Raw genomic sequence first — 22,412 nt, forward strand, 5'->3', positions numbered from 1 at the left:
GAATCAGGCTCCCCAGAGGACTTGAACGCCCCACACCAGAAAAACGAAGATGGCGAGAATCACGACGGCCTGAAAGCCGAAGCGAGCACCGGTGTGTTTGAGATAGTCGGTGGAAATCGTCCACAGACCGACCCAGGCGTGAGCGGCCATCGAAATAAAGGCGAGCAAGGAGAAGATGCGCATCCAGGTCTGAGCGAACAGCCCACTCCAAGTGGCGTAGTCCAGATTCGGATGGAACAGTAGGTAGCCGACGACGAACAGTGCATAAACTGCCAGCACGAGGGCCGAGACCCGCTGGATCAGCCAATCCGAAAGGCCGCTGCGACCGAGATTCGTGATGTTGGTTACCATACCCAGACTCCCGCCAGAACCACCAGGACGGCACTGATCACGACCGTGATCTGCGCCTTGCGATTGCCACCTTCGAGATCGACGCCGTAGCCGGCATCCATCAGCAGGTGCTTGATCCCCGCCACGAAATGAAAGCCGAGCGCAGAGAGCAGCCCCCAGGCAATCAGCTTGGCCAGCACGTTGTGCGCCAGCGCGTCGCGAACCGCATCGAATCCCTCGGGAGAGGACAGCGAGGCATCCAGCGCCCAGAAGCCGAAGATCAGTCCGACAAACAGGATAACGCCGGTAACGCGGTGCGTGATGGAGGTCAGTGCGGGGAGTGGGAAGTGGATGGTGGATAGGTCGAGGTTTACTGGACGTTTGCTATTCACGGCTCTTAAACACTCTCTTTACCCGGACAGGCCAAACCCGTCAGGGGCGGTGGTTTTTAGAAGCAGGAACTCGGTCGCGGAATCGGCGGCAAAACCCATCCGATGCGGCCCAGGCCGGCTGACGATGCCATATCGCGCGGGAATGGATTATAGGGTTTGGGGTGGGCGATGACAAACCGTGACAGGCCGTCAAAACGCGGAAAAACCGATGCATCCCCCACCGCACAAGGCTTGCAGGTTGTCGACAGTCACGAAAATTTCTTTCTTTATTGTCAGCCTGACCAATGCAGTTGGTATGATGAAGAAACACAGCGCAGCCCGCGCGCGCCTCTCACGCGGCCGACGTGCCCCGACGCCACACCCAGACCCTTCGATGAATGCCGCGAGCGCAGCGCCATGGCGCCTTGGGCGAATTGACAATCCCCCTCGGAAATCTATAGTGGGCGAATTATTTTCAGCCCGCACGGCAGTCAAGACAAAGGGTTATGTCACGATAAGGAGGCCTTCATGGCTGACAGAAAAGCGAAACTCTCGGTCGACGGTGTCGACAATGCCATCGAACTACCGGTCTACTCTGGCACCATCGGCCCCGACGTGGTCGACGTTCGCGGTCTGACCGGAGAAGGCCTGTTCACCTACGACCCCGGCTTCGTGGCAACCGCCTCCTGCGAGTCCAGCATCACCTATATTGACGGCGCCGCCGGCACGCTGCTGCACCGCGGCTACCCGATCGAACAACTGGCGGAACACTCCAACTACGTGGAGCTCTGCTACCTGCTGATGTTCGGTGAGCTCCCTTCGACGGATCAGTACGACGCCTTTGCCAAGACGCTTGGCCGCCACACCATGGTTCACGAACAGATCGTGAATTTCTATCGCGGCTTCCGCCGCGATGCGCACCCAATGGCCATCCTGTGCGGCGTCGTCGGCGGCCTGGCCGCCTTCTATCATGACAATCTCGACATTACCCAGGCCGATCAGCGCCATGTCAGCGCGGTGCGCCTGATCGCCAAGATGCCGACGCTCGCCGCAATGTGCCACAAGTACAACATTGGCCAGCCTTTCATGTATCCGCGGAACGATCTGAGCTACTCGGAGAACTTCCTGCACATGATGTTTGGCAACCCGTGCGAGAGCTATGAGGTCAACCCGGTGATCGCCAAGGCGATGGACCGCATCTTCATGCTGCACGCCGACCATGAGCAGAATGCTTCCACGTCGACCGTGCGCCTGGCCGGGTCCACCGGCGCCAATCCGTTTGCCTGCATCAGCGCCGGCATTGCCGCGCTCTGGGGTCCCGCTCATGGAGGCGCCAACGAAGCCGTCCTGGCGATGCTCGACGAGATCGGCGACGATTCCGAAGAGAACATCCAGCGCTTCATCGACAAGGCCAAGGACAAGAACGATTCGTTCAAGCTGATGGGCTTCGGCCACCGCGTCTATCGCAACTTCGATCCGCGCGCCAAGGTTATGAAGGAAACCTGCGACGAGGTGCTGGGCGAGCTAGGCATCGGCGACGATCCGCAACTGCAGATTGCCAAGCGCCTGGAACAGATCGCACTGGAAGACGAATATTTCATCGAGCGAAAACTCTACCCCAACGTCGACTTCTACTCCGGCATCATTCTCAAGGCGATCGGCATCCCGACCAACATGTTTACGGTGATTTTTGCCATGGCACGCACGGTTGGCTGGACGGCACATTGGAATGAGATGCTTTCCAGCGGCTACCGCATCAGCCGGCCGCGGCAGCTGTACACTGGCTACGAGAAGCGCGACTACCCGACCGATTGAACACCCCACATCATCAGCCAGACAGGAAAAGGAGCGACCCACCCCGCTCCCGCCCTCAGAACCGCCGACACTTCGGCGGTTTTTTTTGGCCGATTCCCCACCGCTGCCAACCGCACCCCAAGGCGCCACCAGATGTCCACACATTCTGTGGATAACCCTGTGAAAAATCGCTAGATAATGTCACTCAGCCGCCCTATTCAGGGCCCTTCAGACAGATTGTTCAATTTTTGATCTTACGTAACTTGTTGATTTACAAAGATTAAGAGGAGATTTGCGTAGATTCAGCGAGTTAAATGGCATCATCGCGAATACACGCAACAGCAGTGGAAAAACAGGCAGGCTGTCAAGCCGAAAACAACGGCACGACGACGTTATCAACACCCTATCGGGTGTGCGAGAAGAGAAATCAGGAGAGGAAAAACGAGATGGCGTCCCATAGGGGGTTCGAACCCCTGTTACCGCCGTGAAAGGGCGGTGTCCTGGACCACTAGACGAATGGGACGCAGCGCAAAGTACGCTTGATGTTCCTTGGTGGAGCCTAGCGGGATCGAACCGCTGACCTCAACACTGCCAGTGTTGCGCTCTCCCAGCTGAGCTAAGGCCCCGTCTCAGGAACGGGGCGAACTATACGGGTATCTGGCTGATTGGTCAACGGTTTGTCGTCGCGAAGCACAAATTTTTCCGGACAGAGGAAACGCTCGCTCAGCGTAGCTCGCGATACTGCTTCTCGAGCCGCTTGGCCTGCTTTTTGGAAACGCCGCCAAGCACATCAACAGCGTGACGCAGCCTCGCGCGCGTCATATCCGAGCCGAGAATCGCCATCGCGTCGAGTACCGATGTCGAGTGAGCACTCCCCGTAACGGCCACGAAAACCGGGGCCAGGAAGGCCTTCATCTTCAGATCGAAGTGCGCTGCTAGTCGCTTGACCTCCTCGAGCAACGAGGCCTTTTCCCATGTCGGAACGCTTTCAAGACGCCAGATCAGGAACTGCAGCAGTGACACCAGCGTTTCTCGATCGAGATCAATACCGGAGAAGCTCTCCTCACGGATATCCGGCAGCCCGGAAAAGAAATGGCCAGCCAGCGGCATGACATCCGACAGCGTCGAAATCCTGGGGCGTACCTGCGGCAGGATCTGACTGACATACGTCTCGTTGAAAGCCCAGGTTCTCAATGCCTGCAAGAGCGCGGCATCATCGAGATCCTCGCGAATATAGACACCGTTCAACCAGGTCAGCTTGTCCAGGTCGAAGACAGGCCCTCCCAGCGACACGCGCTGAATATCGAAGCTCGTCATCATCTCGTCGAGCGTAAACTTCTCGCGCTCGTCGGGCATCGACCAGCCCATGCGACCGAGATAGTTGAGCACCGCCTGCGGCAGAAAGCCCATGCGCTCGTAGTAGTTGATTGATGTCGGATTCTTGCGCTTGGAGAGCTTGGACTTGTCCGGGTTGCGCAGCAGCGGCATGTGGCAGAGCTGCGGTAGCGTCCAACCGAAATACTCATAGAGCAGCTTGTGCTTGGGCGCGGAGTTGATCCACTCCTCGCCGCGCAGTACATGGGTAATCCCCATGAGGTGATCATCGACCACGTTGGCCAGATGGTAGGTCGGCATGCCATCGGACTTGAGCAGGATCTGCGCATCGACCTGCGCCCAGTCCACCTCGATACGACCCCGTAGCATGTCGTCGATCTCGCAGACGCCCTCGTCCGGCACGTGCATGCGGATCACGTAGGGATAGCCTTCCGCCTCGCGCCGGTGCTGCTCGTCTTCATCCAGTGCCAGGTCTGCGGGCTTCAGCGCGAGATGCAGGCCTGCCGCCTTGCGCGCCTCGCGCAGCTCGTCCAGCTCGGCACTGGTGCGGTAACAGCGGAAGGCATACCCCTTCTCGACCAGTTGGTTGGCGTAGTCAGCGTAAATGTCGCCACGCTCGCTCTGACGATATGGACCATGCGGGCCACCGACATCGGGACCCTCGTCCCACTCCAGCCCCAGCCAGCGGAGCGAGTCGAGAATCATCTGCTCGGATTCGGTCGTCGAACGTTGGCGATCGGTATCCTCGATGCGCAGGATGAATTGCCCGCCGTGCTGCCGCGCGAAGCAGAGGTTGAACAGGGCAATATAAGCCGTACCGACATGGGGGTCGCCGGTGGGCGAAGGCGCAATACGCGTGCGTACCGTCATGAAATCCAATCCGTTGATGGGCAACCGCATCATTATACGCAACCGGCGCCCGGTCCTGCAGGGGCCGTCGAAACCCATCCGATCAAGGCTTGCCGGAAGCCCTTTCAGCAGCCACCCTTAATAGGAAGGCCTAAGGGGCGAGCAAACCCTATCGTGCAGGCGTGACACGACGGGCCGTCGCAAGCTGACGAGATCAGGAAGCACGGGGCAACAGACATCACGAACGGCTGTCCCGCGCCATCAGGCTGCCCCGTCAGCCGATCGCTCCTGAGTGGCGTGATACCACAAGCCCGGCGAGATCGCACCCGAAGCAAACTTCGGGGTCGAGCCGATATTCTGTCGCATCAATTCTGTCGTCGAGATTCATGGATGGACGGGTTAGGACCACGAATCAAACAGCTTCGAGTGCAAGCGGGCCTGAGCAAGGCCGCGCTCGCCAGGCGAGTGGGCGTCTCTGACGTCACTATCTCCTATTGGGAATCCGGTACCATCAAGCAGATCGGGCACGAGCGACTGGTGTCGCTGACCTCGGCCCTCGATTGTTCGATTCGGGAGCTGCTGGATGACGACTCGCTCAATGCCACCATGGCGGCCGCGCCCGCCGCACAAAGCCGCGCCGTGCTGAGCTTGCAAACCCACCTCACCGCACCCTGGGAGCGCCTGGAAAATCATGGCGAGGAAGCGCTGTCGACGGTTCAGATGCTGACGCAGGACTGCTATCTGGTCACCCCCGCCGAGCACGAATCCTTCGATTTCCTCTACGATGGCGATCTGGCCGCCGTCGCCCCCTGCGAGCAGTTTCAGCAGGACGGCCTCTACCTGCTGGAGCGAGAGGGACGCCTGCAGATTCAGTATCTCGAAAGGCTCGCTTCCGGCCGGATGCGTGTCAGCGGCGAACAGCTGCAAGGTGTCACCGTCGAGAACGTGCGCCATCCGCCTTTCCGCATCATCGGCTACGTCCGCGCCCGCTGGAGCCGCCAGTAAGGTCGTTCGCAAAAAGGTCATTCGCGAACGGCGCCCCCTTGAAAAAGCGGGTTTTGCCCTCACTCCCTTTGCTGGCGTTCGCATCGACTTCCACGTCGACCGGCGGGCATGGGACAAAGGAAAGGCACGGAGAGCACCATGGACATGTTTACTCTGACTCGATCATCGGATCGCTGGGTCGCCTGCTGCCGGGCATGTGGACACGAGCAGACCCTACCGGACGACGATAGGCTCGCCGATGCCGCGCAGGGTTACGAGATTCAGTGCGAGCGTTGCCCCGGCCGCGAGACCTATCTCTCGATGCCTCCGCCCACCACTGCGGAACCGACGACGCTCGGCTACTAGTACTGCGCTCGGCCGAAACGACAAAGGGCCAAGCCTTGCGGCTTGGCCCTTTTTTGTGCCTGCCTATCAGCGATAAGCACGAAGGCATCAGAACCGATGCCCGCGCCCAGCCTAGCCGTGGCGACGTTGCATGCCGAAGGCCACGAAAAAGACCAGCAGACCGACGGCCGCCGTCGCCGCCCCGACATAACCGGTGACCGTCCAGCCGAAGCCGGCGGCGATCGCCTGCCCACCTAGCCATGGCCCCAGCGCGTTGGCCACGTTGAAAGCGGCATGATTGGATGCGGCAGCCAGCGTCTGCGCGTCCGCGGCCACATCCATCAGACGCGTCTGCAGCGCCGGCGATAGCGAAACCATGGTGCCAACCGCCGCGGAGATCAGCAGTACCGACCAGAGTTGCTGCGCGGCGAGCGGAAACAGCAGCAGAATGGCAATGCACCAGACCAGCAGATAGCCGACACCCCGCATCTGCATGCGATCGTAGAGCTTCCCCCCCACGATGTTGCCGACGATCGCCCCCACCCCGAAAGCCGCCTGGGCCACCGGAATCCAGTAGGGCGATGCCTGAGTCACATTGAGCAATACCGGCGCCAGATAGCTGAACACGCAGAACATGCCAGCGAACCCGATCGCCCCAATGGCCAGCGTGATCCAGACCTGCGAACGATTGAAAGCCGTCAGCTCCTGTAGCGGGCTGCTGCGTCGCTCCTGCCGGTTCAGCGGCAAATAGATGAACACCAGCACCACCGTCAGAATAGCGATCGCGCCGACCAGCGCGAACGCCAGCCGCCAACTCACCAGTTGACTGAGCCAGGTGGCAATGGGATTTCCAACCAACGTCGCGACGGTCAACCCGGCGAGAACACGGCTGACCGCCTGGGCTCGCTTGTGCGGTGGCACCAGCGATGCCGCCACCAGCGAGGCGACACCGAAATAGGCCCCATGTGGCAAACCGGAAATAAAACGGAAAACCATCAGCGTGTGGTAATCCGGCGCCAAGGCGCTGGCCAGATTGCCGATGGCAAAGAACGCCATTAGCGCCAGCAGCAGATGCCGCCGATAAAAGTGCGCCCCCAGGATAGCGATCAGCGGCGCCCCGACAACCACGCCCAGGGCGTAGGCGCTAATGACGTTGCCTACCTGCGGCTCCGAGATACCCAAGGCGGCGGAGACGTTGGGCATCAGCCCCATGATCGTGAATTCGCCGATACCGATGGCGAACCCGCCAACGGCCAGTGCCAGTTCCAGCAACAGCGTGGAACGCCGCGACGGCTTCGCGGCGTCGACTTCCGAAGCACTCGCCACACAAGCCTCCAACTTTGGTCGAATGATGAGAGACGAGCATTATTCACACCTCTCGACCAGATGGGAACCGCCTGGCTGCTCGACGTGAAACCGCGTATGCCGGCGTGGCCGGTCGTACCGATCACCCGCTGGCGACACGTCCTACAACATCCTGTGTCATAACGATACATCTGGCGGGAACTTTTCCCGCGGCGTGCCGTCGTAATAAGCAAGAGATCCCATACGCAGTCGCTGTGGAGGCGTCTCGAGTTTACTGTTATCGATCTTTGTCGCCGCGCCCAGCGCGGCGACTTTTTATTTATTGCACGCTGACGTATTGGCGCACGGCCCCCGACACGCCGTCTCTCCCTTTCTCAGTCTCTTATCTCCCCTTCTCAGTTTCTCACGCCCGTCTGTGCCTGAACTGCCCCCGTATCACCCGCGAGGCTACTGGCTCCATCGCCTGCCGCCAAAGGGCGATAGCGAAAGCGCATCCAATCCGGTACTGTCCGGCAGTCGCGCCTCGACGCGACCCTGATAACGATATCGAGTTTTCGCTGAACACAGTACGGATTCCACCATGGCCTTGTTTTCCGGGTTCACCACACGAACCGCCTCCCACCGTCTTCGTCAGATCGTGCCGCTCTGCGCCCTGTCGCTGTTGACGCTACCCGTCCAGGCCGAGCCCACCGGCAAGGTCGACTGCATCGCCCCGGCCCAGCCCGGTGGCGGCTGGGACTTCACCTGCCGTTCGGTCGCCCGCACGCTGCAGGATCTCGATCTGATCCCCGCCGCCATGCAGACCACCAACGTGCCGGGCGCCAGCGGCGGCGTCGCCTACAGCCACGTGCGCGCGAAACGCGCCACGGACGACGACCTGATCGTCGCCGCCTCGACCGCCACCACCACGCAACTGGCGCTCGGCAACTATCCCGGCGGCGATCCGGACAATATCCGCTGGGCCGCCACGCTGGGGGCCGATTACGGCGTCATTGCCGTGCCCGCCAATTCCCCCTACGACTCGCTGTCAGCCCTGCTCGCGTCGCTTGAAACCGATCCGGCCAGCGTGACCTTTGCCGGTGGTGATGTCGCCGGCGGCTTCGACCATATCAAGGTGCTGATGGCTGCTCGCGAGTCGGGTGTCGACGCCCTGCGCGAGATCAAGTACCTCGCCTTCGACTCCGGCTCCGTGGCGATCACGCAACTGCTGGGGAACCATATCGATGCCTTCACCGGGGATCTCAGCGAGGCCAAGAGCTTCGTCGACAGCGGCGACATTCGACTGCTGGCCGTCTTCTCCGAGGAGCGCCTGCCGGGCGAACTGGCCGCCATCCCCACCGCTCGCGAGCAGGGCATCGATGTTGTCGCCCCCAACTGGCGGGGCTTCTATACCGCACCGTCGGCCTCCGAGGAGAGCTACCAATGGTGGGTCGACACGCTGGATACGCTCTACGACAGTGAGGCATGGCAAACCGTGATGACACAGAACGGCCTGCTGCCGTTCCACAAATCCGGCGAGGAACTGACACGGTTCGTGGACCAGCAGATTGCCGATATCCGCGATATCGGCGGTGAACTCGGCATGCTGCGCTGAGACACGCCTTTATGTGATGCCTGTAAGACAGCCTTGGGGCGACAGGCGGCCGACGTGATAGACTGCGGCGGTCGCCACGTCTTGCGCGGAGTGCGCCGATGTCGATCTTCCTACTGGTATTTGCCGTCTGCCTGCTGATCAGCCTGGCCACCGTCGCCGCGCTGATGCTGTCGCGCACCCCGCGCTACCGCACAGGCTCGGAAGACCTGCTCCAACTGTTCGATGCCGTGCTCGACAACCGGGCCAGCGAGGCGCGTTGGCATGCGGTGATCGGACATCCTATCCGCCACGATGCCTATCTCGAGAACCTGCGCCAGCGCAGTCAGCGACTGATGGAGTCCTACGGCAGGCCGTGGCAGGCCGCCCAGGGCGGCTCGCTATTGTCACGCAGCGGCCGCGAGGAGCTGGCCGCCCTACGCGATCATCTGGCGGCACACCAAGCGCTGCATCAAGGCGAGTACCATGCCTGAGCATCGACCCTGCCCTTACCGGCGCGCCGCACCACCATGGATTGCCAACGCCCGAGGCAAGGCATGACCGAAGCCATTCGGCTGACGCCGCTCGACAACGCCATCCAGCACCACCATCACGACTTCCACCAGATCGTGATTGGCCTCTCCGGCTACGCGGAATTCGAGATCGCCGGCCAAGGCGGGCTGGTCGCACCGCGGTCGGGCTGCCTGGTTCCGGCTAACGTCGAGCATTTCTACGAGGGCGTCGGCGACAATCGTCAGTTGATCATCGATCTGCCGGACGACGCCTCATCGCTGACCGGCTGGCACCGAGAGCTGCGCGTCCTGTTCGACCGCCCGGGCTATTTCACGCTGGACGAGTCGCTGCAGCACTACCTCAGTTTCATGCTCCAGGAGATGACCCGCCTGTCGAGACCCGCCGATGACCTGCTGGTCACAACGCTGCTGAGTGCCCTGCATGCCCGCCAGGGCGCCTCGCTGGTCGCCCCCCCGGCGTCCGATCGCCGAGCGCGTCCGCTGGATCTTGCGCGCCTGGAGCGTTTCGTGGTCGAACGTCTTGGTCAGCGTCTCAGCGTGGCGGATCTCGCCGCCCATGCTTGCCTCAGCGAGGCGCACTTCAGCGAACGCTTTCGCGACCAAGCCGGGCTGACGCCCTATCAATTCGTGCTGCGCCTGCGCCTGGACAAGGCCCGCGAGTTGACACTGACCACCCCGCTCCCCCTGGCCGAAATCGCCGCGCTCACCGGATTCGCCAACCAAAGCGCCTTGAGCAACGCCTTCCGCCGCCGCTACGGGCATCCGCCGACCCATCTGCGCCGTTCGACCCCCTGAGCGGCATCCGGCTTTCTGACAAATCGACCCGGTTTAATTGGCAAGAATCGCCAGCCTGTTTCACGCTAGAGTCAGTCGCCACTCCTCCTGCACGCGGCTGCCGCGGACGACCTCGAGCGCCCGCCGAGCCATCGCGAATGCCGATCATTACGGGGCTGAACAATGCTAAAAGCCGATCAAATGCTGGACACTGCTACCTGGCAAACCTCCCTGGACACGCTGTTCGCCAGAGTCAGCGACCACTATATCGTCGACGAGGATGCCTACCTCGAAGAGCTCTGCGCCGTGCTGGGTGCCGGCGAGAAGGACTTCGCCCGTATCGGCGACGCGACCGCCCAGCTGGTTCGCGAAGTGCGTGAAATGGATACGGCGGTCGACTCCATCGACGAGCTGCTCCAGCAGTACAGTCTCGATACCCAGGAAGGCGTCCTGCTGATGTGCCTGGCGGAGGCGCTGCTACGCATCCCTGACAAGGCCACGGCCGATGCGCTGATCGAGGACAAGCTCGGCGTCGCCGACTGGAAACGCTACGTGGGTCAGAGCGAATCTTGGTTCGTCAACGCCTCCACCTGGGGGCTACTGATGACCGGTAACGTGATCCAGATGGACAAGCCCCGCGAAGGCAAGCCCGCCAGCTTCATCAACCGCATGGTCAACCGCATGGGCGAGCCGGTGATTCGCAGCGCCATGTACCAGGCGATGAAGATCATGGGCCAGCAGTTCGTGCTCGGGCGCACCATCGACGAGGCCCTCAAGCGTTCGAAGCCGCTGTTCAGCAAAGGCTATACCTACTCCTACGACATGCTCGGCGAGGCGGCGCGCACCCGCGACGATGCCCAGCGTTATTACGATGACTACGCCGCGGCGATCGAACGCGTCGGCGAAACCAGCATGCGCCTGGACGACACCACGCCCGCCCCCTCGGTCTCTATCAAGCTGTCGGCGCTGCACCCGCGCTACGAATTCGGCCGCCGCAGCCAGGTACTCGAGGAACTGGTCGGGACGGTGAAGGCGCTGGTCACGCTGGCCCGGGAGCGTCATGTCGCCCTGACCATCGACGCCGAAGAGGTCGACCGACTGGAGCTTTCCCTCGAAGTTTTCCGCGCCGTTTTCGAGAGCGACGCCTGCCGCGGCTGGGGTCACTTCGGCCTGGTCGTGCAGGCCTATGCCAAACGGGCCCTGCCGGTGCTCCACTACCTCACGCGTCTCGCCGATGAACAGGGCGACGAGATTCCGCTGCGGCTGGTCAAGGGCGCCTACTGGGATACCGAGATCAAGGAGTCGCAGAAGCTCGGTGTCGACGGCTATCCCGTCTACACGCGCAAGGCGTGCACCGATGTCGCCTATCTGGTCTGCGCACGCTTTCTGCTTTCCGACAATACGCGCGGCCGCATCTTTCCGCAGTTCGCCACCCATAACGCGCATACGATCAGCAATATCCTCGAACTGGCCAACGCCGCTGACCGCACCTTCGAGTTCCAGCGTCTTCACGGCATGGGCGAAGCCCTCTATGACGCGGCTCTCAAGCGGGCGCCCAAAGGCACCTACTGCCGTATCTATGCCCCGGTCGGGGCGCACAAGGATCTGCTGCCGTACCTGGTTCGCCGCCTGCTCGAAAACGGCGCCAACTCATCGTTCGTCCACCAGTTGGTCGATCCGCGCGTCCCGGTGGAGTCACTCTGCGTGCACCCGGTCGAAACGCTGAAGCCGCACGATACCTTCGCCAATTCCAAGATCCCCCTGCCGCCGAATCTCTATGGCACGGCACGCAAGAACTCCAAGGGCGTCAACTTGAACATCAATAGTGAATATCAGCCGCTGATCGATCACATGGCGGACTTCATGGACCGGACTTATCAGGCCGGGCCGCTGCTGGGCGTGGACGTCGCCAACGACGAGCAACGCCAGCACGCAGTCACCAGCCCCTATGACCGCCGCCAGACGGTCGGCAGCGTACAGTGGACCACCGGGGAAGAGGCCGAGCAGGCGGTCGACGTCGCCTGGCAAGCCTTCCCCCGCTGGAGCAAGACGCCAGTGGAAGAGCGCGCGGCGATTCTCGAACGTCACGCCGACCTGATGGAAACGCATCTTGCCGAGCTGATGACGCTCTGCTCGCGTGAGGGCGGCAAGCTGCTGACCGATGGCGTCGACGAGATTCGCGAGGCGGTCGACTTCTGCCGCTATTACGCCACCCGCGCTCGTGAGCTGTTCGCCGAGCCCACCCTGCTCCCGGGGCCGACCGGCGAATCCAACGAACTGATGATGGCCGGCAAGGGCGTCTTCGCGGCCATCAGCCCGTGGAACTTCCCGGTCGCCATCTTTACCGGCCAATTGGTCGCCGCCGCCGTCGCCGGCAATACCGTCCTGGCCAAGCCGGCGGAACAAACCTCGTTGATCGCGCATCGGGTCATCGAGCTACTGCACGAAGCGGGCATGCCGCGCGATGTCGTGCAGCTGCTGCCCGGGGATGGCCCGACGGTCGGCAGCGTCCTGAGCAACGATCCGCGCATTACCGGCGTGGTCTTCACCGGCTCCACCGATACCGCGCAGATCATCAACCGGGCGCTGGCAGCGCGGGAGAACGCCGCCCTGCCGACACTGATCGCCGAGACGGGCGGTCTCAACGCCATGATCGTCGACTCCACCGCCCTGCCCGAGCAGGTTGTCGCGGACGTGGTCCACTCTGCCTTCCAGAGTGCCGGCCAGCGCTGCTCGGCCCTGCGCGTGCTCTATATTCAGGAAGACGTGGCGGATCGCGTGATCGAGATTCTGCGCGGTGCCATGGCAGAGCTGCGCATCGGCGACCCCCGCGACCTGGGCACCGACGTCGGCCCAGTCATCGACGAGGAAGCACGCGATGGCCTGCTGCGCCATATCGACACCATGAAGGCGGAAGGCAGGCTGCTGGCGGAAGCGATGCTGGACCCCGCAGAGACCGAACACGGCACCTTCGTTCCGCCGATGGCCTTCAGCGTCGACGGCATCGAGTCGATGCAGACTGAACAGTTCGGCCCGCTGCTGCACATCGCCCGCTATCGCGCCGATCAGCTGGACGACGTCATCGACGCTATCAACGCCAAGGGCTATGGCTTGACGTTCGGCGTCCACAGCCGCAACGAGAGTTTCGCCAACCACGTCGCCAGTCGTGTCCGCGTCGGCAATGTGTATGTGAACCGCGACATCATCGGCGCCGTGGTCGGCGTGCAACCCTTTGGCGGACAGGGCTTTTCGGGCACCGGCCCGAAGGCGGGCGGGCCCCATTATCTGCTACGCTTCGCCACCGAAAAGACCCGTACCATCAACACCGCGGCCCTGGGCGGCAATGCCTCGCTGCTCGCCATGGGCGACTAAAGACCGACTCGCTATCGAGACCTCGGTCAGCGTTGAATGGTCGAGGGCAAGCCCCTCCCTTCAGCTGCCGCGCCCGCACCGGGCGCGGCAGGCTGAAAGCAATATGGTGGAATACCCGAGCACCAACGGCCCATCGGAGCCATTTCCGATCCAATAACATCAAACAGGAGACGTCTTTATGGCGATTGGGGTCTGGATCAGTCTTTTTGCCTATTTTGCACTGATGATCGGTATTGGTGTGTATGCCATGCGCCGGTCGACATCCACCTCGGAAGATTACATGCTCGGTGGCCGCACCCTGAGCCCGCAGGTTGCCGCCCTCTCCGCCGGCGCCTCGGACATGAGCGGCTGGCTGTTGCTCGGCCTGCCTGGCGCCATGTTCCTCTCCGGGCTGGGTTCTGCCTGGATTGGTATCGGCCTGTTCGTCGGCGCCTTCTTCAACTGGCTGCTGGTGGCGCCGCGCCTGCGCGAGCAGACCATCCACTATAACAATGCGATCACCATCCCCGCCTTCCTGGCCAATCGATTTCCCACCCGCGCCCTGTCGCTGCGAATGATCTCGGCCATCGTCATCGTCGTGTTCTTCTCGATCTACACGGCCTCCGGCCTGGTCGCCGGCGGCAAGCTGTTCGACAGCGCCTTCGCCGGTCTGATCGATATCGGCGGGCTGAGTGACTACGCCACCGGCGTGATCCTCACGTTGGGCGTGGTACTCGTCTATACCGTCGTCGGCGGATTTCTGGCGGTCAGCATGACGGACTTCGTGCAGGGCTGCATCATGATGCTGGCCCTGGTGATCATGCCGGCGGTGGTCCTCTTCGGTGAGGGCGGCGGCGGCTTCAGCCAGGCCTCGCAGACGCTCAACGAGGTCGACCCCACCCTGCTGTCCTGGACCAGCGGACTGACCTTTATCGGATGGCTCTCCGCGGTCACCTGGGGCCTCGGCTACTTCGGCCAGCCGCACATCATCGTGCGCTTCATGGCCATCCGCTCGCCCAAGGACGTGCCCACCGCCCGCAACATCGGCATGAGCTGGATGCTGATCTCGCTGATCGGCGCCATCTCCGTGGGGATCTTCGGTCGTGCCTATGCGGTTCGCAACGGCCTGGACGTCGAGGATGCGGAAACGATCTTCATCATTCTCGCCGACCTGCTCTTCCATCCGCTGATCACCGGCTTCCTCTTCGCCGCCCTGCTCGCTGCCATCATGAGCACCATCTCCAGTCAATTGCTGGTTGCCTCCTCCTCGCTGACCGAAGACTTCTATCGCCTGTTTCTGCGCAAGGAGGCCTCCGAAAAAGAGACCGTCCTCGTGGGCAGGATCAGCGTGGTGCTGGTCGGCCTCGTCGCCGCCGTCATCGCATCGGATCCCGACTCCCAGGTATTGGGACTGGTCAGCAACGCCTGGGCCGGCTTCGGCGCGGCATTCGGGCCACTGATCCTGCTGTCACTGATGTGGCCGCGCACCAACGGTGCTGGCGCGATCGCCGGCATGGTAGTGGGCGCCCTCACCGTGATCGCCTGGATCGCACTAGGCTGGAACAACGCTTTCCTGGGCGGCCCCGGCGTTTACGAAATCATCCCTGGCTTCATCGCTGCTTTCGTCGCCATCCTCGTGGTCAGCAACGCCACTCGCGATGCGGGCGAGTACCAACACATCACGCGCTGACCGAGAGCACCGAACGAACCACCGATCCCCCGGGGTCGGTGGCTGGAAAGGCCGCAGCCCAATGCTGCGGCCTTTTTCTTGGTCGGCCGGCAACAGACAGGCGCATTTATCGCCACGCAGTTAAAAAACGTTGTTTCAAAATTTTACTTGAAATAAAAAACACCGTTTCCTATCATGCCTACGTTGTCTCACAGAACGTGGGGTGCCGGTTGAGCCGGCAACATGATGCTGAAAGGGAGTGCATAATCATGACCAAGACCAAACTTTTCTCCGCCCTGGCCGTTGCCGGTGTCTGCGCATTCGGTACCCAAGCTGCCTTCGCTTACGGCGCCGGTGACTTCTTCGCCCGTGCCGGTATCGCCAAGACGGATCTGGACCCGGGATACGCCGAAGACGAGAATGGCGGCTACCTCGGCCTGGGATATATGTTCCACGACAAGCTGGGTGTGGAACTGAGCGCGACCGAAGAGATGAAGCACGACATCACGACTGACGGCGCCGAAGGCAACTTCAAGCAGCAGCCGATCAATCTGATGGTCCAGTATTACCCGCTGGGCGGCCTGGAATCTCGCGTGCAGCCTTACGCCGGCGTCGGCGTCAACTACACCAAGTTCTCCGACGAGAACCTGGCCCAGGGCAACGACATCGACGACTCCTGGGGTGCTGCCGGTGAGCTGGGTCTCGACCTGGCCGTAACCGACAACTTCGGCTTCAACGCTTTCGCCCGCTACACCGATGTCAAAGCCGACGTCAGCGGCGGCGATGACTTCGATCTCGACCCGGTCACCGTCGGTGCAGGCGCTATGCTGCGCTTCTAAGATCGCACCGCTCCTGTCGGAGCATCGCGACTCGGTACGAAAAAACCGGGCCCCTCAGGGGGGCCCGGTTTTTTACGTGTGCCGGCCGGTGATGAACCTAGCAGGAACTCACCCGCTCACGGCTTTGTCGTCATCCTTCGGTCACGAGCCGGTCGACCTCGGTCAGTTGGCGGACCACGGCCTGGTGGCGCCCTCCCGCATTCTGCTGAAGCCAGACTTCCATCGCGGGCGCTACCGCACAGTTTGCGGGAAGCGCTGCACGAGCGTCGACCAACGCCTGCAGGCGAGCCATGAACACATAGCGCAGCCACTGCGGCAGGCTCATGCTATCGACGCAAAACGGCTGCTGGCTCTCGAAGGCCTCCGCATCGGGGTAGGACACCTCCCACAGCTCTGCCGCCGCCAACGTCTCCTCCAACTGGCGAAGCGCCACGGCCAGTTCGTCGTGCGCGGTCATTCCAACTCCTTTCTCTTTTCAGCGGGTGTATCTGCACACAGAATACCTGAAAGAGACTGTGGATAAACTTGGGATACATCGATCGAAGCCGGCTCTGACGAGTCATACTGCAAGATGATCAATTTTTGATCGCACCCTATTCACTCCGCGACTGCCGCGTTACAGTGCGCGCCTCGATGATCCTGGCACCAATGACCATGCAAACGCTGAGCGATTTTTTCACGCAGAGCGGCGCCGACGTGGCGCTGTCGACGCTGGGTCGACGCGTCGCGCCGCTCTCCCGCGATACCTTTGATGCCTTCGAGCGCGAGCAAACCGCCTGGCCGCTGCCGTGGAAAGGGCAGGCCCAGTTCGCCTGCGCGCTCAACTGGCCAGCAACGGCTGGTGACCCGGCGATCTGGTTCCTCACCCTGCCGCTCGACGAACAGGGCCAGCTGGTCCCCGCGTCTCGCGATGCCTTCCTCGACCGACTGCTGCAGACGCTAGGCACGCAAGCCGCGAGCGACAGCGGCAGCGTCCAGAACCTGATGCAGGACAATCCACTGGCCTTCGAACCGGATCTGCACCAGCGCGCCCTGCTGCATGCCCGCTTGGCCCGCCAGTTCTCGCGTCCGCTCTCGTCCCATGCCGACATGGCCCGCCGCTATCTCCTTGGCGACGCCTCGATCAACTGGCAGATGCTTGGCCTGCAGGGGCTTGCCGACCAGGTCGCAAGTGGCAAGGCAGAGATCCACGCCGCGCTGGCCGAGCGTCTCGGCACGTTGCCTCGCGACGTCATCGTACCGCTCTGCTATCTGCTGGAGCACGGCGACACGCCGGCGTCGCTGCTGCCCGCGCTCTGGCAGGCCATGGAGACGGCCCGCCAGGCGCAAGATCTGGAGTGCTACTGTGCGCTACTGCGCGCCTTGGTCGGCTGTGACAGCCCGCAGGTGGGTGCCTGGCTGGAGCAACTGCTGGCAGACAAGGACGCCATGGCGGCCGACTGTCTGGCGGCTATTGCCGCTCGCGGCTGGCATCACCTGGAGCATGAGACCCGGCTGCAACAGTTTCTGACACGACTGGCGGCCTGTCCGCAGGCCAATTTTCTCGGCGTCGTGCGCGATCTGGCTTTGATCCCTCGCCTGAGGCTGCCAATATTGATGATGTTGCGCCAGTCAAACGGTGACGCCGAGATCGGCCGGCGCCTTTCGGAAGGAAATGCCTGAGTCCATGAAACCACTTCCCTACCAGGCCAAGGCCGTGATCGGGCGCCGCGAGATGGTCTCGCTGCCCGATCTTAACCTGACCCTGTGCTGCAAGGCGGATACGGGCGCGCGGACGTCCGCGCTGCATGCCGAAGCCATCGAGCCTTACGAGGAGAATGGCCACCCTTGGATTCGCTTTCTGACGCGAACCAGCGGCAGCCAGACACCGCCTCACGAGTGTCGGCTGCCGCTGCACGACCGGCGCAAGGTACGCAGCTCCAACGGGCAGGAGGAGTGGCGCTACGTCATTCGCACCCGCATGCTGCTGGGCGGGCTCGATCTGCCGATCGAACTGACCCTGACCGATCGCAGTAACATGCGCCACCCGATGCTGCTTGGCCGGCGCGCGATGCGCCGCCTGCTAGTCGCGCCCGGTGCTTCCTTTCTTCACGGCGAGCCCTGAACGACGCACCTTTCACGCCTATCCGACCCCCGGAGTTCTGGTCCATGCATATCGGCATTCTGTCACGCAATCGCAATCTCTATTCGACCCGCCGTCTGATCGAGGCTGCCGAACAGCGCGGCCACACGGTCCGGGTCGTCGACACACTGCGCTGCTACATGAACATTGCCTCCCATCGGCCGTCGATCCACTACCGTGGCGAAGAACTAGAGCCGTTCGATGCGATCGTGCCTCGCATCGGTGCCTCGGTAACGTTCTACGGCTGTGCAGTGCTGCGCCAGTTCGAGATGATGAGCACCTACGTGCTCAATGATTCGGTCGCCATCACCCGCTCGCGCGACAAGCTACGTTCGCTGCAGCTGCTCTCGCGCAAGGGGCTGGGGTTGCCCGTCACCGGATTCGCCCACTCTCCGGACGACATTCCGGATCTGATCACGATGGTCAAAGGCGCGCCGCTAGTGATCAAGCTGCTCGAGGGCACCCAGGGCATCGGCGTGGTGCTGGCGGAGACCAATCAGGCAGCGGAGTCGGTGATTCAGGCATTCATGGGCATGAAGGCCAATATCATGGTCCAGGAGTACATCAAGGAGGCAAAAGGGGCGGACATTCGCTGCTTCGTGATTGGCGACAAGGTCGTCGCCGCCATGAAGCGCCAAGCGGCCGAGGGGGAGTTCCGCTCCAACCTGCATCGCGGCGGCACCGCCACCGTGATCCGCATCACCCCGGAAGAGCGCTCGACCGCCATTCGTGCCGCCAAGGCCATGGGCCTGCGCGTGGCCGGCGTCGACCTGCTGCGCTCCAATCATGGCCCGGTGATCATGGAGGTGAACTCATCGCCCGGCTTGCAGGGGATCGAGTCGGCCACCGGCAAGGACATCGCCGGGCAGATCGTCGAACATCTGGAGAAGAATGCGGTGGCGCCGCGCAAGGCACCGCCGAAGCCCAAGGGCTGACCCCGAACGCACTAAGCAAATTCGCGAAAAGACTAAATTTTTCTGCTCCCGGGGCTAGCAAAACAGTGTTTCCAGCCGCACAATTTGTGGCACCTCAGGAGGTGGCCGCACATGTTTCTCGACAATCGCCAAGTGGCGATGGACAGCGTGCTCGAAGCGCTGGCCGACAGTCTCGATTATTTTCAGGACAACCTCGATCGCCTGCGCCCGGCGCTGCGCAATGCCCTGAAACCCCACTACGAGGAACGTGGAGCGGCCATGCGTGAGCTGCAGGCCTTGGTGCGCGAACATCTCGATATGCTGCCGCGCGATGCAGACGTCGAGCGCGACGATTATCTATGGCTCTGGAGTCGCATCAAGAGCTTCGTCGGCAACGACAGTCTGGTTCTGCTCGGCGAGCTGCTTGAGCAGGAGCGTGTGCTGATGCAGGCACTGGGCTCCGCCTTTACGCATCCACTGCCGGAGCCCCTGGAGCCGGCGCTCGAGCGCTGCTGGAAAAACTGCCGCGCCCTGATCCGCGAGATCAACAGGCTGCAGGAACGCCAGCGCTAGATCACCCCGCCGCGACACTGCGCCTCTATCCTTTTTCGTATCGCGTTTTCTCGTATCGTGCCTTCCTCGGCCCGCTCGCTGGCGCCGGTTGATCAGGTGCAGGCCGTCGGCCTCGGATGGTTTCAGGGAGACGACAGCTCGATCGGTTCCAGCGGGCCCAGAAAGTAAGGCTCACGCCGCCATAGATAGAGATCGCCAAAGGTCGCGGCCCGCGCCAGCCACTCACGCAGCCGCAGACGCCACTCCCCCTCCGCCCGCCCTTCCGGCACCGCACAGCCGGTGGCCTCGATGCCGAGGGCGTCGGCGATAAACAGCGCCCGTGGCAGATGCCACGACTGCGAGATCAGCATCAGCCGCTCGGCCCCGAAGACCTCCCGCGCGCGCACGACGCTATCGAAGGTACTGAAGCCGGCGTAGTCGAGTGTCATGCGCGCATCGTCGACATTCCGGTGGCGCAGCGATCGCCACATGCTGATCGGTTCGTTGTAGTAACGCGTGCGGTTGTCGCCGGAGAGCAGCAGATGCTGGATGCGCCGCAGGCGGATCAGCTCGGCGGCCGTTTCCACACGCGCCTGATAGTACGGGTTCGCCCCGCCCTCGCGCAGCCACTGCGCGGTGCCGAAGACCAGCCCGACCGGTGCCCTGCGACACAGTGGCACCTCGTGCTCGATACGTCCCTGGGTCTTGATCAGCACCCACAGATTGATGACCAGCACGCCGATGATGACCAGCGTGCCGCCGCCAAGCAGGCCAATGAATAGCCAGCGCATCAACCGCCGCATGCGCGCTCCCGCCAGCCGGGCCCGACAATCAGGACGACGAAAGGCGGCCTCCGTGGACCGCCTTCATCAGAAAGGTAAAGCTCGAGCGTGTCAGTCAGCATGGTACGTTCGCTGTACGGCAGGGCTTGCGAAAGCAACGATTAGAACATGCCAAGTTCCAGCCGCGCCTCTTCGCTCATCATCTCACGGCTCCAGGGAGGATCGAAAACGATTTCCACGTGGACCTTGGCGAACTGCGGTGCGCCGAGGATCTTGCGACGCGCATCCTCGGCGATCACATCCCCCATGCCGCATCCCGGCGCCGTCAGCGTCATGCGGATGGTCACCATCCGCTCTCCCGTGAGCAAGCGCTCGATACGGCAGCCGTAGACCAGCCCGAGGTCAACGATATTGACCGGTATCTCCGGATCAAAACAGGTCCGCAGCTGATCCCAGACAAACGCTTCCATTGCCTCCTCGGACGCGTCGGGAGCGAGCGTCGGTCGTTCCAGCGCCGCCAGCCCCAAGGCGTCGAGATCGTGACCCTCGATCAGGTAGAGGCGCCCCTCGTAGCTGACACTGACCGAACTGCCCTTAGCCTGCATCACCGCGACAACGCTATCCTCGGGCAGGGTGATGGTCTTGCCGAACGGAATCGAGATGACCTCGACATCCCGCTGCAGGGGCATCTCCTGCCCCTTGTAGAGCCCATTCAAGGAATCCATCGTCACTCCTGGTTGCTCGCCCGGTTCAGCGCAGCATGCCCAGCACGCGCTGCAGCCCTTCGGCGAAGGCATCGACCTCCTCCGGCGTGTTGTAGACGGCCAGTGACGCGCGACAGGTCGCCTCGACACCGAACTGGGCCAGCACCGGCTGCGCACAGTGATGGCCAGTACGGATCGCGATACCCAGCTGATCGATCAGCAGGCCGATATCCTGAGCGTGGGCCCCGTCGACCACGAACGAGATGACGCTCGCCTTCTCCGGGGCCGTGCCGATGATCCGGAGGCCGTCGATGCGCTCGAGCTGCTGGGTGGCATGGTCCAGCAGCCACTGCTCCCAAGCGCCGAGCCGTTCGATGCCGAGCGCGTTGACCCAGTCCAGCGCCGCGCCCATGGCAGCCACGTCGGCCACGGCCGGCGTGCCCGCTTCGAAGCGGTGCGGAATGGCCGCAAACTCGGTGCCGCGGTCGAAGGAGACGCGCGAGATCATCTCGCCGCCGCCCTGCCAGGGTGGCATCGCCTCCAGGATCGACGCCTTGGCGTAGAGCGCCCCGGCGCCTAACGGCCCGTAGACCTTGTGACCAGAAAAGGCATAGAAGTCGGCATCCAGCGCCTGGACGTCGACCGCCTGGTGCGGCACCGCCTGCGCGCCGTCGACCAGAATCAACGCGTCATGCGCATGCGCTTCCCGGGCCAGCTCGGCTACCGGGTTAATCGTACCCAGCGCGTTGGAGACATGATTGACGCAGACAAGGCGCGTGCGCTCGCCAAGCAGCGCACGATAGGCCGCCAGATCGAGCACGCCGCGTTCGTCGACCGGAATCACCTTGATCACGATGCCCAGCTCGCGCTCAAGCAGCTGCCACGGCACGATGTTGGAGTGGTGCTCCATCAGCGAGATGACGACCTCATCGCCCGCCTTGAGGTTGGCACGCCCCCAACTGTTGGCGACCAGATTGATCGCCTCCGTGGTCCCACGCGTGAAGACGATCTCACGCGGTTCGAAGGCGTTCAAATGACGCTGCACGGTCGTGCGAACGCCTTCGTAGGCCGCCGTCGCCTCGTCCGCCAGCGTGTGAAGACCGCGATGGATGTTGGCGTTGTAGCGCCGATAGTAGTCATCGAGCGTATCGATGACCGCGGTCGGTGTCTGGCTAGTGGCCGCGTTATCGAGGTAGATCAGCGGCTTGCCATGGACTTCCCGCTCGAGAATCGGAAAGTCGCGGCGCACCGCTGCCAGATCCAGCGTCAGGTCGGTGATCGCGGTCATC

21 protein-coding genes and 2 tRNA genes are annotated in these 22,412 nt (G+C 62.5%); 13 read left to right on the plus strand and 10 right to left on the minus strand.

The features are described 5' to 3' along the window. Positions 1–3: 3 nt before the first annotated feature. Positions 4–351: a succinate dehydrogenase, hydrophobic membrane anchor protein gene (sdhD, locus tag MC381_RS06060; protein ID WP_251976832.1), complete on the minus strand. Its 348-nt coding sequence runs from the start codon at positions 349–351 to the stop codon at positions 4–6. Then, entirely contained in the window at positions 345–722 is a 378-nt protein-coding gene (gene sdhC / locus MC381_RS06065) for a succinate dehydrogenase, cytochrome b556 subunit (protein WP_251976833.1), read from the minus strand. The genes sdhD and sdhC overlap by 7 nt, the downstream gene beginning before the upstream one ends. A gap of 507 nt (positions 723–1,229) precedes the next feature. Between sdhC and gltA the strand changes: the two genes are divergently transcribed. Beyond that, positions 1,230–2,516, plus strand: coding sequence for a citrate synthase (gene gltA / locus MC381_RS06070; RefSeq protein WP_251976834.1), 1,287 nt, complete (start codon positions 1,230–1,232; stop codon positions 2,514–2,516). Positions 2,517–2,942: 426 nt separating this feature from the next. Here the strand turns inward: gltA and MC381_RS06075 are convergent. The 3 genes from MC381_RS06075 to gltX form a co-directional block, all read right to left on the minus strand. After that, positions 2,943–3,018 (minus strand) — tRNA-Glu (locus tag MC381_RS06075). A 27-nt stretch (positions 3,019–3,045) separates the two neighbouring features. Next, a tRNA-Ala gene (locus MC381_RS06080) sits at positions 3,046–3,121 on the minus strand. Between the two features lie 97 nt (positions 3,122–3,218). Then, positions 3,219–4,700 (minus strand): glutamate--tRNA ligase, encoded by a 1,482-nt coding sequence (gene gltX / locus MC381_RS06085; protein WP_251976835.1) that lies wholly within the window; start codon positions 4,698–4,700, stop codon positions 3,219–3,221. A 405-nt stretch (positions 4,701–5,105) separates the two neighbouring features. On the opposite strand from gltX, the gene MC381_RS06090 reads away from it, so the two are divergent. Both MC381_RS06090 and MC381_RS06095 read left to right on the plus strand, forming a co-directional pair. Then, a complete protein-coding gene (locus MC381_RS06090) occupies positions 5,106–5,684 on the plus strand; it encodes a helix-turn-helix domain-containing protein (protein WP_251976836.1) in 579 nt (192 codons plus the stop codon). Between the two features lie 138 nt (positions 5,685–5,822). Next, the gene (locus MC381_RS06095; protein ID WP_251976837.1) at positions 5,823–6,029 is read left to right on the plus strand and encodes a hypothetical protein; all 207 of its coding nucleotides are present in this window, start codon (positions 5,823–5,825) and stop codon (positions 6,027–6,029) included. Between the two features lie 111 nt (positions 6,030–6,140). Here MC381_RS06095 and MC381_RS06100 read toward each other — a convergent pair whose 3' ends face one another. Then, the gene (locus MC381_RS06100; protein ID WP_251976838.1) at positions 6,141–7,334 is read right to left on the minus strand and encodes an MFS transporter; all 1,194 of its coding nucleotides are present in this window, start codon (positions 7,332–7,334) and stop codon (positions 6,141–6,143) included. Positions 7,335–7,893: 559 nt separating this feature from the next. On the opposite strand from MC381_RS06100, the gene MC381_RS06105 reads away from it, so the two are divergent. The 6 genes from MC381_RS06105 (at position 7,894) to MC381_RS06130 (ending at position 16,049) form a co-directional block, all read left to right on the plus strand. After that, on the plus strand, positions 7,894–8,907 hold the full coding sequence (locus MC381_RS06105; RefSeq protein WP_251976839.1) for a Bug family tripartite tricarboxylate transporter substrate binding protein: 1,014 nt from the start codon (positions 7,894–7,896) through the stop codon (positions 8,905–8,907). Positions 8,908–9,005: 98 nt separating this feature from the next. After that, positions 9,006–9,377: a hypothetical protein gene (locus tag MC381_RS06110; protein WP_251976840.1), complete on the plus strand. Its 372-nt coding sequence runs from the start codon at positions 9,006–9,008 to the stop codon at positions 9,375–9,377. 63 nt (positions 9,378–9,440) lie between these two features. After that, the gene (locus tag MC381_RS06115) at positions 9,441–10,211 is read left to right on the plus strand and encodes a helix-turn-helix domain-containing protein (RefSeq protein ID WP_251976841.1); all 771 of its coding nucleotides are present in this window, start codon (positions 9,441–9,443) and stop codon (positions 10,209–10,211) included. 162 nt (positions 10,212–10,373) lie between these two features. After that, on the plus strand, positions 10,374–13,562 hold the full coding sequence (gene putA, locus MC381_RS06120; RefSeq protein WP_251976842.1) for a bifunctional proline dehydrogenase/L-glutamate gamma-semialdehyde dehydrogenase PutA: 3,189 nt from the start codon (positions 10,374–10,376) through the stop codon (positions 13,560–13,562). A 178-nt stretch (positions 13,563–13,740) separates the two neighbouring features. Then, a complete protein-coding gene (gene putP, locus MC381_RS06125; protein WP_251976843.1) occupies positions 13,741–15,231 on the plus strand; it encodes a sodium/proline symporter PutP in 1,491 nt (496 codons plus the stop codon). A gap of 248 nt (positions 15,232–15,479) precedes the next feature. After that, positions 15,480–16,049: an OmpW/AlkL family protein gene (locus tag MC381_RS06130; protein ID WP_251976844.1), complete on the plus strand. Its 570-nt coding sequence runs from the start codon at positions 15,480–15,482 to the stop codon at positions 16,047–16,049. A 130-nt stretch (positions 16,050–16,179) separates the two neighbouring features. Here the strand turns inward: MC381_RS06130 and MC381_RS06135 are convergent, their stop codons facing one another. Beyond that, positions 16,180–16,506 carry a YqcC family protein gene (locus MC381_RS06135; RefSeq protein WP_251976845.1) on the minus strand — a complete coding sequence of 109 codons (327 nt, stop codon included), beginning with the start codon at positions 16,504–16,506 and terminating at the stop codon, positions 16,180–16,182. A 191-nt stretch (positions 16,507–16,697) separates the two neighbouring features. Here MC381_RS06135 and MC381_RS06140 point away from each other — a divergent pair, with 191 nt between their 5' ends. The 4 genes from MC381_RS06140 (at position 16,698) to MC381_RS06155 (ending at position 19,658) form a co-directional block, all read left to right on the plus strand. Beyond that, on the plus strand, positions 16,698–17,711 hold the full coding sequence (locus MC381_RS06140; protein WP_251976846.1) for a DUF3549 family protein: 1,014 nt from the start codon (positions 16,698–16,700) through the stop codon (positions 17,709–17,711). 4 nt (positions 17,712–17,715) lie between these two features. After that, a complete protein-coding gene (locus MC381_RS06145) occupies positions 17,716–18,153 on the plus strand; it encodes an ATP-dependent zinc protease family protein (RefSeq protein ID WP_251976847.1) in 438 nt (145 codons plus the stop codon). Positions 18,154–18,197: 44 nt separating this feature from the next. Continuing rightward, on the plus strand, positions 18,198–19,106 hold the full coding sequence (gene rimK / locus MC381_RS06150) for a 30S ribosomal protein S6--L-glutamate ligase (protein ID WP_251976848.1): 909 nt from the start codon (positions 18,198–18,200) through the stop codon (positions 19,104–19,106). Positions 19,107–19,217: 111 nt separating this feature from the next. Continuing rightward, on the plus strand, positions 19,218–19,658 hold the full coding sequence (locus tag MC381_RS06155; protein WP_251976849.1) for a hypothetical protein: 441 nt from the start codon (positions 19,218–19,220) through the stop codon (positions 19,656–19,658). Positions 19,659–19,780: 122 nt separating this feature from the next. On the opposite strand, the gene MC381_RS06160 is transcribed toward MC381_RS06155, so the two are convergent. The 3 genes from MC381_RS06160 to MC381_RS06170 all read right to left on the minus strand — a co-directional run bounded on the left by MC381_RS06160 (position 19,781) and on the right by MC381_RS06170 (position 22,411). Continuing rightward, the gene (locus MC381_RS06160) at positions 19,781–20,440 is read right to left on the minus strand and encodes a SanA/YdcF family protein (protein ID WP_251976850.1); all 660 of its coding nucleotides are present in this window, start codon (positions 20,438–20,440) and stop codon (positions 19,781–19,783) included. Between the two features lie 140 nt (positions 20,441–20,580). Next, a complete protein-coding gene (gene sufT, locus MC381_RS06165) occupies positions 20,581–21,144 on the minus strand; it encodes a putative Fe-S cluster assembly protein SufT (RefSeq protein ID WP_286009646.1) in 564 nt (187 codons plus the stop codon). 25 nt (positions 21,145–21,169) lie between these two features. Further along, the gene (locus tag MC381_RS06170) at positions 21,170–22,411 is read right to left on the minus strand and encodes a cysteine desulfurase (RefSeq protein ID WP_251976852.1); all 1,242 of its coding nucleotides are present in this window, start codon (positions 22,409–22,411) and stop codon (positions 21,170–21,172) included. Position 22,412 lies beyond the last annotated feature (1 nt).

This window comes from Salinicola avicenniae, assembly GCF_023736115.1.
Taxonomy (GTDB): domain Bacteria; phylum Pseudomonadota; class Gammaproteobacteria; order Pseudomonadales; family Halomonadaceae; genus Salinicola; species Salinicola avicenniae.

Excerpts from the sequence above, each read along its gene's own strand:
- sdhD (WP_251976832.1), bottom strand. The coding sequence starts at position 351 with ATGGTAACCAACATCACGAATCTCGGTCGCAGCGGCCTTTCGGATTGG.
- gltA (WP_251976834.1), top strand. The coding sequence starts at position 1,230 with ATGGCTGACAGAAAAGCGAAACTCTCGGTCGACGGTGTCGACAATGCC.
- gltX (WP_251976835.1), bottom strand. The coding sequence starts at position 4,700 with ATGACGGTACGCACGCGTATTGCGCCTTCGCCCACCGGCGACCCCCAT.
- MC381_RS06095 (WP_251976837.1), top strand. The coding sequence starts at position 5,823 with ATGGACATGTTTACTCTGACTCGATCATCGGATCGCTGGGTCGCCTGC.
- MC381_RS06105 (WP_251976839.1), top strand. The coding sequence starts at position 7,894 with ATGGCCTTGTTTTCCGGGTTCACCACACGAACCGCCTCCCACCGTCTT.
- MC381_RS06110 (WP_251976840.1), top strand. The coding sequence starts at position 9,006 with ATGTCGATCTTCCTACTGGTATTTGCCGTCTGCCTGCTGATCAGCCTG.
- MC381_RS06115 (WP_251976841.1), top strand. The coding sequence starts at position 9,441 with ATGACCGAAGCCATTCGGCTGACGCCGCTCGACAACGCCATCCAGCAC.
- putA (WP_251976842.1), top strand. The coding sequence starts at position 10,374 with ATGCTAAAAGCCGATCAAATGCTGGACACTGCTACCTGGCAAACCTCC.
- putP (WP_251976843.1), top strand. The coding sequence starts at position 13,741 with ATGGCGATTGGGGTCTGGATCAGTCTTTTTGCCTATTTTGCACTGATG.
- MC381_RS06130 (WP_251976844.1), top strand. The coding sequence starts at position 15,480 with ATGACCAAGACCAAACTTTTCTCCGCCCTGGCCGTTGCCGGTGTCTGC.
- MC381_RS06135 (WP_251976845.1), bottom strand. The coding sequence starts at position 16,506 with ATGACCGCGCACGACGAACTGGCCGTGGCGCTTCGCCAGTTGGAGGAG.
- MC381_RS06140 (WP_251976846.1), top strand. The coding sequence starts at position 16,698 with ATGACCATGCAAACGCTGAGCGATTTTTTCACGCAGAGCGGCGCCGAC.
- MC381_RS06145 (WP_251976847.1), top strand. The coding sequence starts at position 17,716 with ATGAAACCACTTCCCTACCAGGCCAAGGCCGTGATCGGGCGCCGCGAG.
- rimK (WP_251976848.1), top strand. The coding sequence starts at position 18,198 with ATGCATATCGGCATTCTGTCACGCAATCGCAATCTCTATTCGACCCGC.
- MC381_RS06155 (WP_251976849.1), top strand. The coding sequence starts at position 19,218 with ATGTTTCTCGACAATCGCCAAGTGGCGATGGACAGCGTGCTCGAAGCG.
- MC381_RS06160 (WP_251976850.1), bottom strand. The coding sequence starts at position 20,440 with ATGCGGCGGTTGATGCGCTGGCTATTCATTGGCCTGCTTGGCGGCGGC.
- sufT (WP_286009646.1), bottom strand. The coding sequence starts at position 21,144 with ATGGATTCCTTGAATGGGCTCTACAAGGGGCAGGAGATGCCCCTGCAG.
- MC381_RS06170 (WP_251976852.1), bottom strand. The coding sequence starts at position 22,411 with ATGACCGCGATCACCGACCTGACGCTGGATCTGGCAGCGGTGCGCCGC.